The sequence below is a fragment of the Kocuria cellulosilytica genome (assembly GCF_040981245.1).
Lineage (GTDB): Bacteria > Actinomycetota > Actinomycetes > Actinomycetales > Micrococcaceae > Kocuria > Kocuria cellulosilytica.
The window spans coordinates 433,231-454,129 of the sequence record NZ_JAVFWZ010000003.1 but is presented as its reverse complement, the minus strand read 5'-3'; the positions used below and the strand labels follow the sequence as shown (position 1 = coordinate 454,129).

18 protein-coding genes are annotated in these 20,899 nt (G+C 72.9%); 9 read left to right on the top strand and 9 right to left on the bottom strand.

Annotated elements, in window-relative coordinates; genetic code table 11:
- Window positions 1–13: 13 nt before the first annotated feature.
- From rapZ to secG, 7 genes are all read left to right on the top strand, one after another.
- Complete coding sequence (rapZ, locus tag RCG67_RS07230; protein ID WP_368825482.1) at window positions 14–940, top strand: RNase adapter RapZ; 927 nt, start codon at window positions 14–16, stop codon at window positions 938–940.
- A gap of 31 nt (window positions 941–971) precedes the next feature.
- Window positions 972–2,039, top strand: coding sequence for a gluconeogenesis factor YvcK family protein (locus RCG67_RS07225; RefSeq protein WP_368825481.1), 1,068 nt, complete (start codon window positions 972–974; stop codon window positions 2,037–2,039).
- Window positions 2,040–2,088: 49 nt separating this feature from the next.
- The gene (gene whiA / locus RCG67_RS07220; protein WP_368825480.1) at window positions 2,089–3,069 is read left to right on the top strand and encodes a DNA-binding protein WhiA; all 981 of its coding nucleotides are present in this window, start codon (window positions 2,089–2,091) and stop codon (window positions 3,067–3,069) included.
- A 221-nt stretch (window positions 3,070–3,290) separates the two neighbouring features.
- Window positions 3,291–4,295, top strand: coding sequence for a type I glyceraldehyde-3-phosphate dehydrogenase (gap, locus tag RCG67_RS07215; RefSeq protein WP_368825479.1), 1,005 nt, complete (start codon window positions 3,291–3,293; stop codon window positions 4,293–4,295).
- Window positions 4,296–4,335: 40 nt separating this feature from the next.
- Entirely contained in the window at window positions 4,336–5,559 is a 1,224-nt protein-coding gene (locus RCG67_RS07210; RefSeq protein ID WP_368825477.1) for a phosphoglycerate kinase, read from the top strand.
- Between the two features lie 126 nt (window positions 5,560–5,685).
- Window positions 5,686–6,501, top strand: a complete 816-nt coding sequence (gene tpiA / locus RCG67_RS07205; RefSeq protein WP_368825476.1) for a triose-phosphate isomerase — start codon at window positions 5,686–5,688, stop codon at window positions 6,499–6,501.
- 69 nt (window positions 6,502–6,570) lie between these two features.
- Window positions 6,571–6,825, top strand: coding sequence for a preprotein translocase subunit SecG (secG, locus tag RCG67_RS07200; protein ID WP_058874531.1), 255 nt, complete (start codon window positions 6,571–6,573; stop codon window positions 6,823–6,825).
- Between the two features lie 118 nt (window positions 6,826–6,943).
- Here secG and pgl read toward each other — a convergent pair whose 3' ends face one another.
- From pgl to tkt, 6 genes are all read right to left on the bottom strand, one after another.
- Window positions 6,944–7,693 (bottom strand): 6-phosphogluconolactonase, encoded by a 750-nt coding sequence (pgl, locus tag RCG67_RS07195; protein WP_368825475.1) that lies wholly within the window; start codon window positions 7,691–7,693, stop codon window positions 6,944–6,946.
- The gene (locus RCG67_RS07190) at window positions 7,690–8,811 is read right to left on the bottom strand and encodes a glucose-6-phosphate dehydrogenase assembly protein OpcA (protein ID WP_368825474.1); all 1,122 of its coding nucleotides are present in this window, start codon (window positions 8,809–8,811) and stop codon (window positions 7,690–7,692) included. The genes pgl and RCG67_RS07190 overlap by 4 nt, the downstream gene beginning before the upstream one ends.
- The gene (zwf, locus tag RCG67_RS07185) at window positions 8,808–10,319 is read right to left on the bottom strand and encodes a glucose-6-phosphate dehydrogenase (protein WP_058874553.1); all 1,512 of its coding nucleotides are present in this window, start codon (window positions 10,317–10,319) and stop codon (window positions 8,808–8,810) included. The genes RCG67_RS07190 and zwf overlap by 4 nt, the downstream gene beginning before the upstream one ends.
- A 160-nt stretch (window positions 10,320–10,479) precedes the next feature.
- Entirely contained in the window at window positions 10,480–12,096 is a 1,617-nt protein-coding gene (locus RCG67_RS07180) for a phosphoglucose isomerase-related protein (RefSeq protein ID WP_368825473.1), read from the bottom strand.
- A gap of 56 nt (window positions 12,097–12,152) precedes the next feature.
- Complete coding sequence (gene tal, locus RCG67_RS07175; protein ID WP_368825472.1) at window positions 12,153–13,259, bottom strand: transaldolase; 1,107 nt, start codon at window positions 13,257–13,259, stop codon at window positions 12,153–12,155.
- 55 nt (window positions 13,260–13,314) lie between these two features.
- Window positions 13,315–15,450 (bottom strand): transketolase, encoded by a 2,136-nt coding sequence (tkt, locus tag RCG67_RS07170; protein WP_368825471.1) that lies wholly within the window; start codon window positions 15,448–15,450, stop codon window positions 13,315–13,317.
- Window positions 15,451–15,860: 410 nt separating this feature from the next.
- Here tkt and RCG67_RS07165 point away from each other — a divergent pair, with 410 nt between their 5' ends.
- Complete coding sequence (locus tag RCG67_RS07165; protein WP_368825565.1) at window positions 15,861–16,757, top strand: heme o synthase; 897 nt, start codon at window positions 15,861–15,863, stop codon at window positions 16,755–16,757.
- Window positions 16,758–16,828: 71 nt separating this feature from the next.
- Window positions 16,829–17,746 (top strand): dihydrodipicolinate synthase family protein, encoded by a 918-nt coding sequence (locus RCG67_RS07160; RefSeq protein ID WP_368825470.1) that lies wholly within the window; start codon window positions 16,829–16,831, stop codon window positions 17,744–17,746.
- Window positions 17,747–17,752: 6 nt separating this feature from the next.
- Here the strand turns inward: RCG67_RS07160 and RCG67_RS07155 are convergent, their stop codons facing one another.
- From RCG67_RS07155 to RCG67_RS07145, 3 genes are all read right to left on the bottom strand, one after another.
- Window positions 17,753–18,778, bottom strand: coding sequence for a COX15/CtaA family protein (locus tag RCG67_RS07155; RefSeq protein WP_368825469.1), 1,026 nt, complete (start codon window positions 18,776–18,778; stop codon window positions 17,753–17,755).
- Window positions 18,779–18,891: 113 nt separating this feature from the next.
- Window positions 18,892–19,674, bottom strand: a complete 783-nt coding sequence (locus RCG67_RS07150) for an ABC transporter permease (protein ID WP_368825468.1) — start codon at window positions 19,672–19,674, stop codon at window positions 18,892–18,894.
- Window positions 19,671–20,678 (bottom strand): ABC transporter ATP-binding protein, encoded by a 1,008-nt coding sequence (locus RCG67_RS07145; protein ID WP_368825467.1) that lies wholly within the window; start codon window positions 20,676–20,678, stop codon window positions 19,671–19,673. The genes RCG67_RS07150 and RCG67_RS07145 overlap by 4 nt, the downstream gene beginning before the upstream one ends.
- Between the last annotated feature and the right edge of the window lie 221 nt (window positions 20,679–20,899).

The following is a 20,899-nucleotide window of genomic DNA, read 5'->3' as shown; positions in this document are numbered from 1 at the left end:
AGACGGAGCGGACATGAGCGAGCACACCGCCGGAGCGGACGTCGGCACGGCCGCCGGGACGGACCACGCGAAGCCGACGAGCTCGGAGCTGCTCGTCGTCACGGGCATGTCCGGGGCCGGGCGCAGCACGGCCGCGAACGCCCTCGAGGACCTCGGCTGGTACGTGGTCGACAACCTGCCCCCGCAGATGCTGCACACCCTCGCGGACCTCGTCTCCCGCACCCCGCAGGCGCTGCCCAAGCTGGCGGTCGTCATCGACGTGCGCGGCAAGGCGCTGTTCAACGACATGAAGGAGACCCTGGCCGCCCTCGAGGCGTCCGACGTCGACTTCTCGGTGCTCTTCCTGGACGCCGCCGACGAGGTCCTGGTCTCCCGCTACGAGCACCAGCGCCGGCCCCACCCGCTGCAGGCCGGCGGACGGATCCTCGACGGCATCCGCGCCGAGCGCGCCCTGCTGACGGACCTGCGGGATTCCGCCGACGTGGTCCTGGACACCTCCGGCTTCAACGTGCACGCGCTGTCCCGCGCCGTGGCCGACCTGTTCTCCACGAACGGGCCCGTGGTCCTGCGCCTGACCGTGCTCAGCTTCGGCTTCAAGTACGGCGTCCCCGCGGACGCGAACTACGTGGCCGACGTCCGGTTCATCCCCAACCCGCACTGGGTGCCGTCGCTGCGCCCCCGCACCGGCAAGGACGACGAGGTCCGGGACTACGTCTTCCAGGACGAGGGCCCCCGGCAGTTCGTGGACCGGTTCGTCGCCATGCTCGAACCCGTCTTCGCGGGATACCGTACGGAGAACAAGCACTACGCCACCATCGCGATCGGCTGCACGGGCGGGAAGCACCGCTCCGTGGCCATGAGCGAGGAGGTGGCCCGCAGGCTCGCCAAGCTGCCGCTCGTGACCGTCAGCATCCAGCACCGGGACATGGGCCGGGAGTGACCGGCTCGCCCTCACCCGCATTGGACCCCCGATGACCCTTCCTCCCACCGGCGCCTTCCCCCGGCTGCCCCTCAGCAGCGGCGCCGACGTCGACCCGCACCACTCCCCGGACCCCTCCCACCGGCGGCCCGGCGGGGACAGCCCGTCCGTGGCCGCCCTCGGCGGCGGGCACGGGCTCGCGGCGAACCTCGCCGCCCTGCGCCGGATCACCCCGCTGCTCACGGCGGTCGTGACGGTGGCCGACGACGGCGGCTCCTCCGGCCGGCTGCGCGACGAGCTCGGCGTCCTGCCCCCCGGGGACCTGCGGATGGCGCTGGCCGCGCTGTGCGACGACTCCGAGTGGGGCCGGACGTGGCGGGACGTCATGCAGCACCGGTTCAGCTCCTCGGACGGCCGCGCCACGACCCTCGACAACCACGCGCTGGGCAACCTGCTGATCGTCACGCTGTGGGAGCTGCTCGGGGACCCCGTGGCGGGCCTGGAGTGGGCGGGCGCCCTGCTGGGCGCCCGCGGCCGGGTGCTGCCGATGTCCACGGAGCCGCTGGTCATCGCGGGCGACGTCCCCCCGTCCGGCGGCGGCTGCGCCCCGGGCACGCCCGGGGCGGGGCGCACCATCACCGGCCAGGCACTCCTGGCCAAGCAGGCCGACGTGTGCAACGTCCGGCTCGTGCCCCCCGACGCCCCGGCGTGCCCGCAGGCGGTCGAGGCGGTCGGGCTCGCGGACTGGGTGATCATGGGGCCGGGCTCCTGGCACACCTCCGTGCTGCCGCACCTGCTGCTGCCCGAGCTGCGCGAGGCGATCTGCGGGTCCCGGGCACGGCGCTGCGTCACCCTGAACCTCTCGCCGGACACCGAGACCCGCGGCAAGACGGCCGCCGACCACCTGCGGGTCCTGCACGCCTACTGCCCCGAGCTCACCCTTGACGTCGTCCTCGCCGACCCCACGGCCACCGAGGACGGCGCCGACCTCGAGGAGGTCGCCCGCGGTCTGGGCGCCGAGGTCTTCTACGCCGACGTCCGGGCCCACCCCGGCACCGCCGTGCACAACACGCTCCGGCTCGCGGCCGCCTATCAGGAGATCTTCGAGCGCCACCGCTGAGCTCCGCACCCACACCGACCCCCCCCGACATCCCCAGGAAAGGAACCGCGTGGCCCTGACGTCATCGGTCAAGGAAGAACTGTCCCGTCTCGAGATCAAGAGGTCCTCGGAGCGGCGCGCGGAGCTCTCCGCCCTGCTGCGCTTCGCGGGCGGGCTCCACATCGTCTCGGGACGCATCGTCGTCGAGGCGGAGGTGGACCTCGGCGCCACGGCGCACCGGGTGCGCCGCGCCGTGCACGAGGTCTTCGGCCACGAGAGCGAGATCGTGGTGGTCTCCGGCGGGGGACTGCGCCGCGGCAGCACCTACGTGGTGCGCGTCGTCGAGGACGGCGAGGCCCTCGCCCGCCGCACGGGCCTGCTCGACTCGCGCGGGCGCCCCGTGCGCGGGCTCCCGCCGGCCGTGGTCAACGGGGCCGTGGCCGACGCCGAGGCCGTGCTGCGCGGGGCCTTCCTCGCCCACGGCTCCCTCACCGAGCCCGGCCGCTCCGCCGCGATGGAGTTCACCTGCCCCGGCCCCGAGGCCGCGCTCGCACTGGTGGGCGCGGCCCGACGGCTCGGCGTGCTCGCGAAGGCCCGCGAGGTGCGCGGCGTGGACCGCGTGGTGGTGCGGGACGGGGACGCGATCGCCGCCCTGCTCACCCGGATGGGCGCCCACCGCACGCTCCTGCAGTGGGAGGACCGGCGGATGCGCAAGGAGGTGCGTGCCACCGCCAACCGCCTCGCCAACTTCGACGACGCCAACCTCCGCCGCTCCGCGCAGGCCGCGGTGGCCGCCGGCGCCCGGGTCGAGCGCGCCCTGGAGATCCTCGGCGACGACGTCCCGGAGCACCTGCGGCAGGCGGGGGAGCTGCGCCTGGCCAACAAGCAGGCCAGCCTCGACGAGCTCGGCCGGCTCGCGGACCCCCCGCTCACCAAGGACGCCGTGGCCGGCCGGATCCGCCGGCTGCTGGCCATGGCGGACCGCCGGGCGGAGGAGCTGGACCTCCCCGGCACCGACGCCGGGGTCGCCGCGGAGACCCTGCCCTCCTGAGCCGGTCCCCGAGGCGCCCGCCGCGGCGCCTCGGGGCTCCCCCGGAAAGCCACGACCCGGTCCGTGGGTTTCCGGGGTTCCGTGCCCACCGATGTTGGTTTGTGTGGGTTTGGCGATGAATTGGGGGTGAATCTTTCATGACCCCAAGACATCCCAGGGATAACCACGTAGAATGGGATGTGGTTCAACGATCCAGACCCCGACCAACACAGGAGAACCCAGTGACCATTCGAGTGGGCATCAACGGTTTCGGACGCATCGGACGCAACTTCCTCCGCGCGGCGCGCGAGCAGGGCGAGAACATCGAGGTCGTGGCCGTGAACGACCTCACGGACCCGGAGGCCCTGGTCCACCTCTTCAAGTACGACTCCATCATGGGCCGGTTCCCCGGCGAGGTGACCCTCGACGGCGACACCATGCGCGTGGACGGCCACGAGGTCAAGTTCCTCGCCGAGCCCGACCCCGCCAAGCTGCCCTGGGGCGAGCTCGGCGTGGACGTCGTGGTCGAGTCGACCGGCCGCTTCACCAACGGCTCCAAGGCCAAGGCCCACCTGGACGGCGGCGCCAAGAAGGTCGTCCTGTCCGCCCCCGGCAAGGAGATCGACGGCACGTTCGTGCCCGGCGTCAACCTCGACAGCTACGACGCCGCGTCGATGAACATCGTCTCCGCGGCCTCCTGCACCACCAACTGCCTCGCGCCCATGGCGAAGGTCCTCAACGACGCGTTCGGCATCGAGCGCGGCCTGATGACGACCATCCACGCCTACACCGCGGACCAGAACCTGCAGGACGGCCCGCACAAGGACCTGCGCCGCGCCCGCGCCGCCGCCCTCAACATGGTGCCGACCACCACCGGTGCCGCCGCCGCCGTGGGCCTCGTCCTGCCCGAGCTCAAGGGCAAGCTGGACGGCTTCGCCGTGCGCGTGCCCGTGCCCACCGGCTCCGTCGTGGACCTCACCTTCGACGCCCAGCAGGAGGTCACCGTCGAGTCGGTCAACGCCGCCATGAAGGAGGCCGCCGAGGGCCCCATGAAGGGCATCGTCAAGTACACCGAGGACCCCATCGTCTCCTCGGACATCCAGGGCGACAGCATCTCCACGATCTTCGACGCCCCGCTGACGAAGGTCATCGGCAACCAGGTCAAGGTCATCGCCTGGTACGACAACGAGTGGGGCTACACCTCCCGGCTCGTCAACGTCGTCTCCCACGTCGGCGCGCAGCTCTGAGGCCCCGGCCCCGCACCGCCGCCGGGGTAGGGTGAGTGACATGGCTCATGCACTTGACGAACTGATCGCCGACGGCGTCGCCGGGCGCCGCGTCCTGGTCCGCTCCGACCTGAACGTCCCCCTGGACGGCTCCACCGTGACCGACGACGGGCGCGTCCGCGCGTCCCTGCCGGTCCTGGGGAAGCTGGCCGAGGCCGGGGCCCGCGTCATCGTGATGGCGCACCTCGGCCGGCCCAAGGGGCAGGTCGACCCGAAGTACTCGATCGCGCCCGCCGCGCGGAGACTGGCCGAGCTGGCCGACTTCCCCGTGGTGGTCGCCACCGACGTCGTCGGGGAGGACGCGCGGGCCAAGGCCGAGGCCCTCTCCGACGGCGAGGTGCTCGTGCTCGAGAACGTGCGCTTCGACCCCCGCGAGACCGCGAAGGACGACGCCGAGCGCGGCGCCTTCGCCGACGAGCTCGCCGCCCTCACGGGCGAGAACGGGGCCTACGTCGACGACGCCTTCGGGGCGGTGCACCGCAAGCACGCCTCCGTGTTCGACATCGCCCACCGGCTCCCGGCCTACCTGGGCGACCTGGTCAAGCGGGAGCTGGACGTGCTTACGAAGGTCGTCCAGGACCCCGAGCGACCCTTCGTGGTCGTCATGGGGGGCTCCAAGGTCTCCGACAAGCTCGCGGTCATCGAGAACCTCATCGGCAAGGCCGACTCGCTGCTCATCGGCGGCGGCATGGTCTTCACGTTCCTCGCCGCCCAGGGGCACTCCGTGGGCGGGTCCCTCCTGGAGAAGGAGCAGATCGGCACGGTCAAGGACTACCTCGAGAAGGCCGCCGCGGCCGGCACCGAGATCGTCCTGCCCGTGGACGTCGTCTACGCCGCGGAGTTCGCCGCGGACGCCGCGCACGAGGTGCGCCCGGTCGACGCCATCGAGGACGGCGAGATCGGCTCCTCGGGCCTCGGCCTGGACATCGGCCCCGAGTCCGCCAAGCTGTTCGCCGAGCGGATCCGTGGCGCGAAGACCGTGTTCTGGAACGGCCCCGCCGGCGTGTTCGAGATGGAGGCCTTCGCCGGAGGCACCCGGGCGGTGGCCGAGGCCATCGTCGCCTCGGACGCCATGAGCGTCATCGGCGGCGGCGACTCCGCCTCGGCCGTGCGCAACCTGGGCTTCCGGGACGACCAGTTCGGGCACATCTCCACCGGCGGCGGCGCCTCCCTCGAGTTCATCGAGGGCAAGGAGCTGCCCGGGGTCGTGGCCCTGGGCGCCTGACCCGAACCCGCCACCACTGGGCCGGGGGCGCCCCGGAGCCGCACGCCCCGGGGCGCCCCCGACGCCCAGCGCAGCACTGCCGAAACGCACGACGAGCGGCGCACCCGCCGCGGACAGGAGTTCCTGATGACCTCGCAGACCAACGGAGAGTTCGACCGCACGCCGCTGATCGCCGGCAACTGGAAGATGAACATGGACCACGCCCAGGCGATCACGCTGGTGCAGAAGCTCGCGTGGACCCTGGACGACGCCAAGCACGACTATTCCCGCGCCGAGGTGGCCGTCTTCCCGCCGTTCACCGACCTGCGCTCCGTGCAGAGCCTCGTGGACGGTGACGACCTGCGCGTGGTCTACGGCGCCCAGGACCTCTCCGACCAGGACTCGGGCGCCTACACCGGCGACATCTCCGGGCAGTTCCTGGCCAAGCTCGGCTGCACCTACGTGCTGGTGGGGCACTCCGAGCGCCGCACCGTCCACGGCGAGTCCGACGAGCTGTGCAACGCGAAGATCGCGGCCGCCCACCGCCACGGGCTGGTCCCGGTGCTGTGCGTCGGCGAGGGACTCGACGTCCGGCAGGCCGGCGAGCACGTCGCGTTCACCCTCGAGCAGCTGCGCGGTTCCATCGCCGGCCTCGAGGCGGACCGGGTGGCCGAGCTCGTGGTGGCCTACGAGCCCGTCTGGGCGATCGGCACCGGCGAGGTCGCCGGCCCCGAGGACGCGCAGGAGATGGCGGCCGCCATCCGCGCCGAGCTCGCCGGGCTCTACGACGCCGACACCGCGGCGAAGACCCGCATCCTCTACGGCGGCTCCGCGAAGGCGGCCAACGCCGGGTCGATCCTCAAGGGCAAGGACGTCGACGGCGTGCTCGTCGGCGGCGCCAGCCTCGACGCCGAGGAGTTTGCTAGCATTGCCAGGTTCGAGCAGCACCTCGTGACCGACTGATCACGACCCCCTGACCGTCCGCGCCGTCCGGGCGCGGCTGCTCGACGGACACCTCGAGGGAAGGCCCCAGTGGAAATTCTGCAGAACGTGCTCCTGGCCGTCATCGTGCTCACGAGCCTGCTGGCCGTCCTGCTCGTGCTCCTCAACAAGGGCAAGGGCGGAGGACTCTCCGACATGTTCGGCGGCGGCATGACCCAGTCCCTCAACACCTCCGGGGTGGCGCAGAAGAACCTCGTCCGCCTCACCACTGCCACGGCCGTGGTGTGGGCCCTGTGCATCGCGGCCTACGCCCTGACCATGCGCTTCGCCGAGACGGCCGTCTGACCCACCGCGTCACCGGACGACCCCGGGTTCCTCCCGGAGGCCACGGCCTCCTGGGGAGCCCGGGGTCGTCCGCGTCGGAGGGCGGCCCCTCGGCGGCCCCCGACCGGATCCGGCCCGGTCAGCCGTCGAGGGCGTCCCGCGTGACGAGCAGCAGCGTCTCCTCGGTCCCGCGCACCCCGGCGCCGGGCGTGCGCTCGAGCGGGGCGCCGCCGCGGACGGCCGCGACCGCCGCGGCCTTGTCCGCGCCGGCCACGAGGAACCAGACCCGCTGCGCGGCGTTGATCATCGGCAGCGTCATGGTCACCCGCTCCGGCGGGGGCTTGGGGGAGTCGTGCACCCCCAGCACGGTGGCGTCCTGCTCGTGCACGTGCGGCAACCCCGGGAACAGGGAGGCCACGTGGCCGTCGGGGCCCAGGCCCAGCAGGGAGAGGTCGAAGCGCGGGAAGGCCTCCGTCCGGTGCTGCGCGTCGGCCGCGGCCGCGAGTTCCCGCCGGTAGTCGAACGCGGCGTCCTCGGCGGTGCCGAAGTCGTCCGTGCTGCCCACGGGGTGCACCCGGTCCGGGTTCAGGCCCAGCGCCCCGCCCACGGCCTCGACGGCCTGCACGAAGTTGCGCTCCGGGCTGTCCTCGGCCACGAAGCGCTCGTCGGACCACCACACGTCGACGCGCGACCAGTCGACCTCGCCCCGGCGCGGGGAGGCGGCGAGGGCCGCGAGCACCGCGCCGCCCATGCTGCCCCCGGTGAGCACGAGACCCGCCTCGCCCCGCTCCTCCTGCGCCTCGACCAGCACGTCGAGGACCCGCTCCGCGGTGTCCGCGGCGAGCGACTCCTTGTCCGGGTGGGCGACGGTCTCCACTTCGGCGCTCATGCGCGCTCCTCCCCGGGGGCCGGGACGGACGGGTCGGCCGGCGGGGCCTCGGCGGCCCCGGTCAGCTCGGCGACCGTGCCGGCGGCGTCCTCGAGCGCCGGCGGCTGCGGCCGGTCGAGGGCCTGGCGGCCTCCGCCGTGGGCGGCCAGGAACCGTGCGGCGCCGGGGGTGTGCTCACCGGTGGTGTCGACCACCTGTGCGACGCGCACGTCCCGCAGCCCGCTGGTGATGACCTCGCCGTAGACCTCGTCCGGGTCCAGCCGGCGGAGCTCCTCGGCGACGCAGGCGTTGAGGTCCCGCACGGGCATGGCGATCTGCTGGTCCGGCTGGCCGGGCTGCCGCAGCATCGCCACGGTCCGCCCCGGGCGCTCGAGCACGATCTCGCCGTCGTCCCGGACCAGGGTGACCCGGTCCAGGCGGCGCGGCCCGGCGTTGTTGACGAACGTCACCTCGGCGTCGAGCCGGGTGCCCAGCCAGATGCCGAGCAGCACCACGCTGGGGGAGCGGCCCGAGCCCTCGACGACGACCTCGCGCACGGGCGCGGGCTCCGCCTGGTCCAGGACCGCCGCCAGCTGGATCCGCCAGTTGGTCACCCTCGTCCACGCGAGGTCCGTGTCGCCGGGGACGTAGCGGTCGCTGAGCTCCGCGAGCGTCTCGAAGGCGTCGTCGCTGCGCGCGGCGTCCGTGATCCGCCGGTGGGCGATCCGGGCGATCGACGAGGTGTGCGGCGAGGGCGGCGGCACCTCGTGCGGCCACCACGCGACGATCGGGGCGTCCGGCAGCAGCAGCGCCGAGAACAGGGTCTCCGTGGGCTCGGCGAGCTCGCCGTAGCCGTGCAGCACGATGACCTCGGAGGCGCCCGCGTCACCGCCCATGCGCAGCTGGGCGTCGAGCCGGGTGCTCTCGGCCTGGGAGTGCGAGACGTGCACGAGGATCCGGCACGGGTGCTCGTGGCTCGCGAAGTTCGCGGCCTCCAGCGCCGCCTCGGAGTGCCCGGCCTGGGCGAGGATCACCAGCGTGAGGACCCGGCCGAGCGTCACGACGCCGTGCTGGTCCCGCAGCTGGTTGAGCTTCTTGTCGATGGCCGAGGTGGTGGTGTTCTCCATCGAAACGATCACGGTCGCCTCCAGACGCGTCCGTCGCGGGCCAGCAGCTCGTCGGCGCCGGCGGGTCCCCAGGACCCCGGCGCGTACGGCTCCGGCATGATCTGCTGCTGCTCCCAGCACTCCTCGAAGGGGTCGAGGATCCGCCAGGACAGCTCGACCTCCTCGTGGTCCGGGAACAGCGGTGGCTCCCCGAGCAGCACGTCGAGGATCAGGCGCTCGTAGGCCTCCGGGCTGGACTCGGTGAACGAGTGTCCGTAGCCGAAGTCCATGGTCACGTCCCGGATCTCCGACTGCGTCCCGGGCACCTTGGAGCCCAGCCGGATGGTCACGCCCTCGTCGGGCTGGATCCGGATCACGATGACGTTCTGCCCGAGGTCCTCGTGGCCGTTGTCGCCGAACAGCAGGTTGGGCGAGTTCTTGAACTGCACCGCGATCTCGGTGACCCGCCGACCCAGGCGCTTGCCGGCCCGCAGGTAGAACGGCACGCCCGCCCACCGGCGGTTGTTGATGTCCAGGCGCAGCGCCGCGTAGGTCTCCGTCCGGGAGTCGGCGGGGATGTCCTGCTCCTCGAGGAAGGCGCGCACCCGCTCGCCGCCCTGCAGCCCGGACCCGTACTGGCCGAGCGAGGAGTGCGCCGCCAGGTCCTCGGGGACGACCACGGAGGCCAGCACCTTGGCCTTCTCCGCGCGCATGTGGTGGGCCTCGAAGGACAGCGGCTCCTCCATGGCGGTGAGGGCCAGCAGCTGCAGCAGGTGGTTCTGGATCACGTCGCGGGCCGCCCCCACGCCGTCGTAGTAGCCGGCGCGGGAACCGATGCCGATGTCCTCGGCCATGGTGATCTGCACGTGGTCCACGAACTGGGCGTTCCACAGGGGCTCGAACATCTGGTTCGCGAAGCGCAGCGCCAGGATGTTCTGCACCGTCTCCTTGCCCAGGTAGTGGTCGATCCGGAAGACGGAGTCCGCCGGGAACACCCGCTCGACGATGGCGTTGAGCTCCGCCGCGGACTCGAGGTCGTGGCCGAAGGGCTTCTCGATGACCACGCGGCGCCAGCCCGAGGCGTTCTCGTGCTGGGCCAGGCCGTGGTCGGCGAGCTGCTGGCAGACGGTCTCGAAGGCCTTGGGCGGGATCGAGAGGTAGAACGCGTGGTTGCCGCGCGTCCCCGAGTGCACGTCGAGCTCCTTGAGCGTCGACTTGAGCGCCTCGTAGGCCTTGTCGTCGTCGAACTCCCCGCGCACGAACCGGACGCCGGAGGCGAACTGGCGCCACACGTCCTCCTGGAACGGGGTGCGGGCGTGGGCCTCGACGGACTCGCGCACCACCTCCCGGAACTGCTCGTGCGACCAGTCGCGGCGGCCGAAGCCGACGAGCGCGAAGGACGGCGGCAGCAGACCGCGGTTGACGAGGTCGTACATCGCCGGCAGCAGCTTCTTCTTCGCGAGGTCTCCCGTCACGCCGAAGAGCACGAGCGCCGACGGGGCGGCGACCCGGACGAGCCGCCTGTCCCTCGGGTCCCGCAGGGGATTGCGGGCGTTGTTGTCTGGCAACGGAACTCCTTCACGTTCGTGCGGGGCCGCGGCACCCACGGGGGCCTGCACGCACAACGGTCGGCGCGGGGGATCCCGCGCCGACCGTGGCGTGCTCCCATTCTAGGACAGCGGTCGGGTCGCCCCGACCGGTTCAGCGGCCGAGGGCCTCGACGGCCTCCTGCAGCCGGGCCACCCCGGCGGCGCGGTCGGAGAGCCGCAGCCGCAGCACGGGCCGACCGTGGTCGGCGAGGACCTGCGCGTCCCCGTCGGCCTGGGCCGAGATGAGCTCGCCGAAGCTGAACGGGCTGTCCGGGATGTCGAGGTCCGTCTCCGAGGCGGCGGTGATCTGGAGGTACACGCCCTCCGCCGGCCCGCCCTTGTGGTACTGGCCGGTGGAGTGCAGGAACCGCGGGCCCCAGCCGAACGTCACGGGCCGGCCGGTGGCGCGGGCCAGGACCGGGCGGATGCCCTCCAGGTCCGCCCACGCGAGCCGGTCGAAGTACGCCTGGACGGACAGGTAGCCGGTCTCCGGGAGCTGCGCGAGCAGCTTGGCCAGGGCGTCCTCCACCGTGCGCGTGCCGTCGAGCAGGTCCTGCGCCCCGCGGATCTCCACGGGCCCGTCCACGAGGTCCGCGGCGGTGGGCTGGGGCTTGTCCTCGAGCAGGGCGCGAGTGGCGTTCTTGGCGGACTCCACGTCGGGCTGGTCGTAGGGGTTGATGCCGAGCAGCCGCCCGGCCGCCGCCGTGGCGACCTCCCACAGCATGAGCTGGGCGCCGAGCGAGCCCGACACCCGCACCACGTCGCCCTCCGGGGCGTCCTCCTCGTCGACGCCCACGAGCTCCACGACGAGGACGTCGGCCGCGCCCGCGGAGGCCTCGGGGGCGTCCCCGGCGCCGACGACGACGGGCAGCACGCCCTTGCCCTCCTTGCCGGTGGACTCCGCGATCAGCTGCTCCGCCCAGTCGGCGAACCCGGCGATCCCGGAGCCCAGGTCCCGGAACACGAGCTTGTTCCGCAGGGGCTGCGTCCCCCCGAGCGCCGCGCCCAGGTGCAGGCCGGGGTTGTCCTCGGCGTCCTCGCGCAGCACCTCGCCGGCCTCGTCGGCGTCGTCGAGCAGGGCCCCGACGTCCACGCCGGCCAGGCCGGAGGGGACCAGGCCGAAGGCGGTGAGCGCGGAGAAGCGCCCGCCCACGGTCGGGTCGGCGGTGAAGACGCGGCGGTAGCCGGCCTCCCGGGCGGACGCCTCCATGGGCGAGCCGGGGTCCGTCACCACCACGATGCGCGAGGCGGCGTCGATGCCCGCGTCCTCGAACGCCCGGGCGAAGACCCGGCGCGCCGAGTCGGTCTCCACGGTGGAGCCGGACTTGGAGGAGACCACGATCGCGGTCCGCTCGAGGCGGTCGGCGAGGGCCGCGGCCACCATCTCCGGGTCCGTGGAGTCGAGCACGAACAGCTCGACGCCTGCGGTGCGGGTGATCACCTCGGGGGCGAGGGAGGAGCCTCCCATGCCCGCGAGCACGAACCGGTCCACCCCCTCGGCCGCGAACTCCTCGCGCAGCGCGGCGATCTCGGCGACGAGCGGACGCGAGACCTCCGCCGCCTCCACCCAGCCCAGCCGCTTGGCGGACTCGTCCTCGGCCGCGGCACCCCACAGGGTGGGGTCCTGGGCGAAGAGCTTCGAGGCGAACCTGTCGCCCACCAGCGCGGGCACGTGCCGGTCGACGGCCTCGCGGGCCGCGCCGGAGGTCTGGACGGACAGGGAGCTCATGGGTTCTCCTTCGGGTCGGGCAGCACGGACGGAACTCGGATCGGGACGGTGCGGGCTCAGCGGGCGTTGTCGAGGGCGGCGCGCACGGTGTCGAGCAGCTCCGCCCAGGAGTCCTCGAACTTGGTGAGCCCCTCCGCCTCGAGCTTCTCGACGACCTCGTCGTAGGAGATCCCCACGCCGGCGATCCGGTCCAGGAGCTCGTTGGACTCCGCGTAGGTGCCGGTGACGGTGTCCCCGGTGACCTCGGCGTGGTCGAAGGTGGCCTCGAGGGTCTTCTCCGGCATGGTGTTGACCGTGTTGGGGGCCACCAGCCCGGTCACGTACAGGGTGTCGGGCAGGGACGGGTCCTTCACCCCGGTGGAGGCCCACAGCGGGCGCTGCGGGTTCGCCCCGGCCGCGGCCAGCCGCTCCCAGCGCTCGGTGTCCAGGGACTGCTCGTGGATCTGGTAGGCGAGCCGGGCGTTGGCCAGCCCGGCCTGGCTCTTGAGCTGCTTGGCCTCGTCGGTGCCGATCGCGTCGAGGCGCTTGTCGACCTCGGAGTCCACCCGTGAGACGAAGAAGGAGGCCACGGAGTGGATCCCGGCCAGGTCCTTGCCGTTCTCCAGCGCCTGCTCCAGGCCCAGCTGGTAGGCGTTGATGACCGCGCGGTAGCGCTCGAGGGAGAAGATCAGCGTCACGTTGACGGAGATCCCCTCGGCGATGGTCGCGGTGATCGAGGGCAGGCCCGCCTCGGTGGCGGGGATCTTGATCAGCGCGTTGTCCCGGTCGATGGTCTGGGACAGGCGCTGGGCCATGGCGGAGGTGGCGTCGGCGTCCTGGGCCAGGCGCGGGTCCACCTCGATGGACACCCGCCCGTCCACGCCCTGGGTGGTCTCGGCGATCGGGGCGAAGAGGTCGCAGGCCGCGCGGACGTCGTCGGTGGTGATGGCCAGCACGGCCTCGTCCACGTCGGTGCCGGCGGCGGCGAGCTCGCGGACCTGGTCCTCGTAGGCGTCGTGGGCGGCCAGGGCGGCGGCGAAGATCGTGGGGTTCGTGGTCACGCCGACGACGTTCTTCTCGTCGATCAGCTGCTGCAGCCCGCCGGAGGTCAGGCGTTCGCGGGAGAGGTCGTCGAGCCAGATCGAGACGCCGGCGTCGGAGAGCTGCTGGGTGGGAGTGGTCATGTGCGTGTCAGTCCTCGTGCTCGGGGGCAGGTGGTCGGTCGGTGCGCGCCGCTGCTCAGCGGTTCGCCGGGGTGGAGGTCCGTGCCGCGGCGAGGGAGTCCTGGGCGGCGGCGGTGACGGCCTCGGCGGTGATGCCGAACTCGCGGTAGAGGGTCTCGTAGTCGGCGGACTCCCCGAAGTGCTCCAGGGACACGGCGCGGCCGGCGTCGCCGATCAGGTCGCGCCAGGACATGGCGATCCCGGCCTCCACGGACACTCGGGCCTTCACGGCCGCCGGGAGCACGGACTCGCGGTAGTCGGCGTCCTGGGCGTCGAACCACTCCCGGCAGGGCATGGACACGACCCGGGCGGCCACGCCCTGGGCGGCGAGCTGGTTCCGGGCCTCCACGGCCAGGGCGACCTCGGAGCCGGTGCCGATGAGGATCACGTCCGGGGTGGACTCGGTGTCGGCCAGGACGTAGCCGCCGCGGGCCGTGCCCTCGGCGGAGGCGAACTTTTCCCCCTCCGCCTCGGGGTGCAGGTCGGTGCGGGCGAAAGTGGGCACGTTCTGGCGGGTCAGGGCGATCCCGGCCGGGCCGTGCCGGTTCTCCAGCATCGTCCGCCAGGCGATGGCGGTCTCGTTGGCGTCGGCCGGACGCACCACGTCCAGGCCCGGGATGGCGCGCAGGGAGGACAGCTGCTCCACCGGCTGGTGGGTGGGACCGTCCTCGCCGAGGCCGATGGAGTCGTGGGTCCACACGTAGATCGAGGGGACCTTCATCAGCGCGCCCAGGCGCACGGCCGGGCGCTGGTAGTCGGAGAAGATCAGGAACGTCCCGGAGAACGCCCGGGTCTGGGAGGACATGGTGATGCCGTTGACGATCGCCGCCGCGGCGTGCTCGCGGATCCCGAAGTGCAGCACCCGCCCGTAGGGGTTGCCGGTCCACTTCTCGGTGGAGCGGGCCTCGGGGATGAAGGAGGCCGCGGACTCGATGGTGGTGTTGTTGGAGCCGGCCAGGTCCGCGGAGCCGCCCCACAGTTCGGGGAAGGTCGCCGCGATCGCGTTGATCACCTTGCCCGACGCCGCCCGGGTGGCCACGTCCTTACCGGCCTCGAAGGTCGGGAACGCCTGCGCGTAGTTCTCGGGCAGCTCCTCGGCGCGGATCCGGTCGTAGAGCCCCGCCCGCTCCGGGTTGGCCTCCCGCCAGGCGGCGAAGTCCTGCTCCCACTGCGCCCGGACCTCGCCCATCGTGTCCTGAATGGAGCGGGTGTGGGCGAGGACCTCCTCCTCCACCTGGAAGGTCTGCTCGGGGTCGAAGCCGAGGATCTTCTTGGTCTCGGCGACCTCCTCGGCCCCGAGCTTGGAGCCGTGGATCCCGCCGGTGTTCTGCTTCTTCGGTGCGGGGTACCCGATGATGGTGCGCAGGGCGATCAGCGAGGGCTTGGTGGTCTCGGCCTTGGCCGCCCGGATCGCCGCGTAGAGCTCCTCGACGTCCTCGACGTAGTCCCCGGTCCTCGTCCAGTCCACCCGGGCCACGTGCCAGCCGTAGGCCTCGTAGCGGGCCGCGACGTCCTCGGTGAAGGCCACGTCGGTGTCGTCCTCGATGGAGATGTGGTTCTGGTCGTAGATCACCACGAGGTTGCCCAGTTCCTGCACCCCGGCCAGCGAGGACGCCTCGGAGGTGATCCCCTCCTGGAGGTCGCCGTCGGAGGCGATCACGTAGACCATGTGGTCGAAGACCGACTCCCCGGCGGCAGCGTCGGGGTCGAACATCCCGCGGGTGTAGCGCTGGGCGTAGGCGAAGCCCACCGCCGAGGCCAGGCCCTGACCCAGCGGGCCGGTGGTGATCTCCACCCCGGTGGTGTGCCGGTACTCGGGGTGGCCCGGGGTCTTGGACCCCCAGGTGCGCAGGGACTTGATGTCCTCCAGCTCCATGCCGTAGCCGGAGAGGAAGAGCTGCAGGTACAGGGTCAGGGAGGTGTGCCCGGGGGAGAGGATGAACCGGTCCCGGCCCGTCCACCGGTCATCACGCGGGTCGTGGCGCATCACCTTCTGGAACAGCAGGTACGCGGCCGGGGCCAGGGACATCGCCGTGCCCGGGTGGCCGTTGCCCACCTTCTCCACCGCGTCCGCGGCCAGCACCCGCACCGTGTCCACGGCGCGCTGGTCCTGCTCGGTCCAGGTCAGCTTCTGATCGAGTTCGGTCGTCAAGGTTCGGGGCCCTTTCTGCTGGGAACCGCTGCCGTGCGCAGCGGGTGCCGGTTGCCGGCCGGCGGTTTGGGTCCAGCTTAGGTCACGCGCATTTCGGCCGTGTGACCGACGGCACCGGCCCCGGGGGTCCCGGGGCGCCCTTCCCGTCATGTCCGGAGCGGGAACGGGCGCCGCCACGCGCTATGCTGTATAGGACCTTCTTCCGCGCCCGCGAGCTGCCGCGCCGACCGCACCCTCGTGCCGGCGACGCACCGACTCCGGGCCGTCCTCGCGCACGGAGCCGGGGGAGAACCACCGCAACCGGGAGCAATGATTCTGTGAACTCACTCGAGACGTCGGGACCCGCAGGACGAACCGTCCTCGGCACCGGGCACACGGGTGTGGCGGTGGACCCCCGCCCCGAGGGACGGATGACGGCCTCCCGCAAGCTGCGGGCGTACGTGGCCCTGATGAAGCCGCGCATCATCGAGCTCCTGCTCGTGGCCACCGTGCCGACCATGATCTTCGCCCAGCAGGGCATGCCCGACCTGTGGCTCATCCTCAACACCCTCGTGGGCGGCACGCTCGCGGCGGGCGCGGCCGGCGCCTTCAACTGCTACATCGACCGGGACGAGGACCGGGTGATGAAGCGCACGGCCAAGCGCCCGCTGGTCACCGGGGAGGTCACCGACCGCGAGGCCCTCGTCTTCGCGTGGTCGCTCACGGCCGTGTCCGTCGCCTGGCTCACCCTCGGCGTCAACGTGCTCGCCGGTGTCCTGGGCGCGGTGGCCATCTTCCTCTACGCGGTCTTCTACTCCATCGTGCTCAAGCGCCGCACCGCCCAGAACATCGTCTGGGGCGGGGTCGCGGGGTGCATGCCGGTGCTCATCGGGTGGGCCGCGGTCACGGGCGGCCTCGACTGGCCCGCGCTCGTGCTTTTCCTCTTCATCTTCCTGTGGACCCCGCCGCACTACTGGCCGCTGTCCATGAAGTACGCCGACGACTACTCCCGCGCCGGGGTCCCGATGCTGGGCGCCGTGGCCGGGGCCCGCACCGTGGGCAGCCAGGTGGTCCTCTACGCGTGGGCCACGGTGGTCTGCTCGCTGCTGCTCGTCCCCGTCGGCGGCGCCGGCTGGGTCTACGCGGTGACCGCGCTGGCCTCGGGCGCGTGGTTCGTGGGGCACAGCCACAAGCTGCACGCGCTCGCGGTGGCCGGCCGGCCCACGGACAAGCAGGCCATGTACGTCTTCCACGGCTCCATCGCCTACATCACCTTCGTGTTCCTGGCCCTCGCCGTGGATCCGTTCGTGGGCGGTCCCGTCCTCTGAGCCCGCCGGGTCCGGACGGGCCCGGGGCGGCCCCGTCCGGCCCGGGGACCCGCCGGACCTAGGATGGTTCCATGCTCAGCATGACCTTCACCGGGCTCGTCGCCTACCCCATCACCCCGTTCCAGCAGGGCGGCCGCCTGGACCTGGAGTCCTTCGAGCGCTATGTCGGCCGGCTGGTCCGCACGGGCGTGGACGCCGTGGTGGTCCTGGGCAGCTCGGGCAGCTTCGCCTACCTCTCCGGGGAGGAGCGGGCCGAGGTCGTGGGCGTCGCCGTGGAGGCCGCCCGCGGCTCCGGGGTGCCGGTGGGGGCGGGGATCTCCGCGATGACCACCCGGGAGGTCCTGGAGATGGCCTACGCCGCCGAGAACGGCGGCGCGGACGGGCTCGTGCTCAACCCGCTGTCGTACATCCCGCTCGTCTCCCAGGAGATCGCGGACCAGGTCGAGACGGTGGCGGCGTCCGTGTCCCTGCCGCTGTGCATCTACAACAACCCGACGACGACGGGCTTCACGTACCCCGTGGAGCTCGCCGCGGAGCTGTCCTGGCTGGAGAACGTCAACGCGTTCAAGGACACCGCGGACTCCCCGCAGGACCTCGCCGCCCGGCGCAGCCGGTTCGCCGAGCTCGCGGAGCCCGGGACGGCCCACGGGGTGAGCGGGGAGCGGCTGCTGCACGACGCGGCGCCGGACGCCGCGGCCTGGCACTCCGGGATCGCCGCGGTCCTGCCGCGCCAGTACGCCGCCTTCCGCGCCGCCGTCGTCGCGGGCGACGACGGCGAGGTGCGCACGTGGCAGGCGGCGCTGACCCCGCTGATGGAGATCCTCCGGCAGGAGCGGCCGCTGAGCTCCCTCTACGCCCTCGCCGAGGTGTGCGGCGTCACCACGGCCCCGCCGCGGCGGCCCCTGCTGCCGATCCCCTCGGCCAGCCGGCAGCGCCTGGCCCAGGCGGTCGAGGAGCTGCTCGACGAGGCACCCGACGAGCGGGCCTGACGGGCCTCAGCCCCGGGCCGGGGCCCCTGCGGCGTGCGCGGAGTCCGCGCCCCGCAGCACCGGGTCCGGGGTGCGGGTGACCGCGAAGCCCTTCTCCACGGTGCGCGCGGTGGCCCAGATCAGCGCCGCGGAGCCCACCAGGTGCAGCGCCACCGGCACGATCGGCACGCCGTTGAAGTACTGGTAGTAGCCGATGAGCGCCTGCAGGACCAGGACGGCCAGCAGGACGTTGAGGCCCGAGGCCAGGGGGACGGGCCACCGGTGCCGGCGGGCGAGCACCATGCCCAGCACCACGGCCGCCACGATCAGGTACACCGGCACCGCGTGGGCCCGGGTGATGAGGTAGGCGTCGAAGGCGTGCCGGGCGGTGGAGTCGTCCCCGGCGTGCGGGCCGGTGCCCGTGACGAGCGTGCCCAGGTAGAGGATCAGCGCAGTGAGCACCGCCAGGCTCACCATGAGCACCCGCACCGTCCGGCGCTGCCCGTAGGCCTGGCCGGGCCGTTCCGCGTCCCGCACGGCGGGCAGCGAGCGCCGCCGGGTGCGGTTGACCAGCACGGTGGCCAGGGCGATCATCGCCCCGGAGATCAGGTAGTGGATCCCCACGATCCAGGGGTTGAGCCCGGTGAGCACGGTGATCCCGCCGACCACGGCCTGCAGCGGGATGCCGATCCCCAGCAGCAGGGCGATCCGGAACAGGTCGCGGTGCTCGCGGCGCAGCCGGAGCACGGCCAGGAACGTCAGCACCGCCACAGCGGCCAGCAGGAACGTCAGCAGCCGGTTGCCGAACTCGATGAGGCCGTGCATGCCCATCTCGGGGGTGTTCGTCCACGACTCGTCCGTGCACCGGGGCCAGGTGGGACAGCCCAGCCCCGACCCGGTCAGCCGCACGAGGCCTCCGGTGAGGATGAGCACGGAGTTCGCGAGCAGCGACGCGACGGCGAGCCACCGCACCCACGGGGTGATCCGGGTCGGCAGCAGGGCGCTGCCGCTCGCACGGACGTCGACGTCGCTGGGGTCGCTGGCGCGGTTCATGAATTCACTTCCGGAGGGGGTCGGTGCGGTGGGATCTGCCCGTCCAGTTTATCCGGGCCCGGGACCCCCGGGTCCCGCCGCCTGCTCCGGGCCTGGGGCCCGGTGCCGGCGGCTCAGCTCCAGCGGAACCAGCGCACCGCCCCGGCCCAGGCGGCGGCGGCCCAGACGGCGAGCACCAGCACCGGCAGCGGCGTGGGCGTCCCGGTGAGGAAAGTCTCGCGCAGGGCGGTGCCCAGCGCGCCCGAGGGCAGCAGCTCCACCGCCCAGGAGAACCCCGCCGGCAGCGTGCCGGCGGGGAAGAGGGTGCCGCCGACGGCGGCGAGCAGCACCCACACGAGGTTGGTCACGGCGAGGGTCGCCTCGGCGCGCACCGTCCCGGCGAGCAGCAGCCCGAGCCCGGTGAACGCCGCGGCGCCGAGGAGCAGGACCGGCACGGAGAGGAGCACGGCGGCCGCGTCCGGGCGCCAGCCGAGGGCCACGCCGAGCGCGGCCACCAGCACGTACTGCACCACGAGCACGGCGACGATCGCCAGCAGCTTCCCGGCGATCAGTCCGCCGCGGCCCAGGGGTGTGGTGGAGAGGAAGCGCAGGACCCCGTAGCGGCGGTCGAAGCCGGTCTGGATGCCCTGCCCCGAGAACGCGTTGGAGAGCACGCACAGCGCCAGCACCCCGGGCACGGCGACGTCCACGCGGGCCGCGCCGGCCGGGACGGCGGCGTCGAGCAGGTCGGTGAGCGTCAGGGCCACGAGCGCCATGAGCGGCAGGATCAGCAGCAGCAGCAGCTGCTCCCCGTTGCGCAGCATCGTCAGGGTCTCGTAGCGGGCCTGCGCGGCCACCCGGCGTGCCAGGGGGGCGGGGGCCGGGTGCGCGGCGGTCGGCGGGGCGGGTGCGGTCATCGGATCTCCCGTCCGGAGATGTCGAGGAAGACGTCCTCGAGGGTGCGCGGCTGGAGGGACAGGGACTCGGGCATCGTGCCGGTGGCGGTGAACCACCGGGTCACGGCCTCGAGCATCGGGGGAGTGAGCGCGCCGGTGAGCGTCACGGTGCGGCCGGCGCGGCTCGTGCGCACGTCCTCGAAGCCGGGGCCGTTCCACGGGAACGGCCCCGCGCCGAGCTGCTCGGGGGCCAGCGTCAGCACGAGCACGGCGGGGGCGTCGGCGCCGGGGGCGACCAGCTCCGCCACGGACCCCTGGGCCATGACCCGGCCGTGGTCCACGATGTAGACCTGGTCGGCGAGGCGCTGGGCGTCGTCCAGGAGGTGCGTGGTGAGGATGATGCACACGCCCTCGCGGCGCAGCTGCTGGACGAGGTCGAAGACGATGTTGCGGGACTGCGGGTCCATCCCCGCCGAGGGCTCGTCGAGGAAGAGGACCTCCGGGTTCCCAGCCAGCGCCGCCGCCAGTGCCACGCGCTGGCGCTGGCCGCCGGAGAGCCGGCGGACCACGGTGCGGTCGAAGCCGTTGATGCCGAGCAGCTCCACGAGCTCGTCCATGTCCCGGGGACTGCGGTACAGGGACGCGACGTGCCGCAGCAGCTCCAGCGGGCGCACCGCCTGGGGGAGCCCGCCGTCCTGGAGCATCACGCCCACCCGGGCGCGCAGGGCGGGACCGGCCCGCCACGGGTCCTGGCCCAGCAGCCGGACCGAGCCCGCCGAGGGCCGCTGCAGCCCCTGGGCGCACTCCAGGGTGGTGGTCTTGCCCGCGCCGTTGGGCCCGAGGAGCGCCGTGATCTCGCCGTGCCGCGCCGTGAGGGACAGGTCGTTGACGGCGTGCACCACGTCGGCGCGGGTGGCCCCCGGCCCGCCGGGGCGCCGGGAGCGGCGGCGGCGGACGGGGAACTCCTTGACGAGGCGCTCGATCGCCAGTGCGGGCGAGGGCGCGGGGGGACTCTGGGCGGGCACCGGACCAGTGTAGTGCGGCGCGCCCGCGGACCCGCCCCCTTGGCCGCGCCGCTCCGGGAGGTTATTATGAGTAAGTCGTGATTTCGCCGGACCGGCCGGTAAGGCTCCACTTACTGGTCAGGCCGGAATGAATTAGGACATACTCCGGTTGTGTATTAAGAGCGCCCCGACCGGGTCGCACGCTGCACCACGAGAACTCCCACTGCGGCATCCTCCACCTC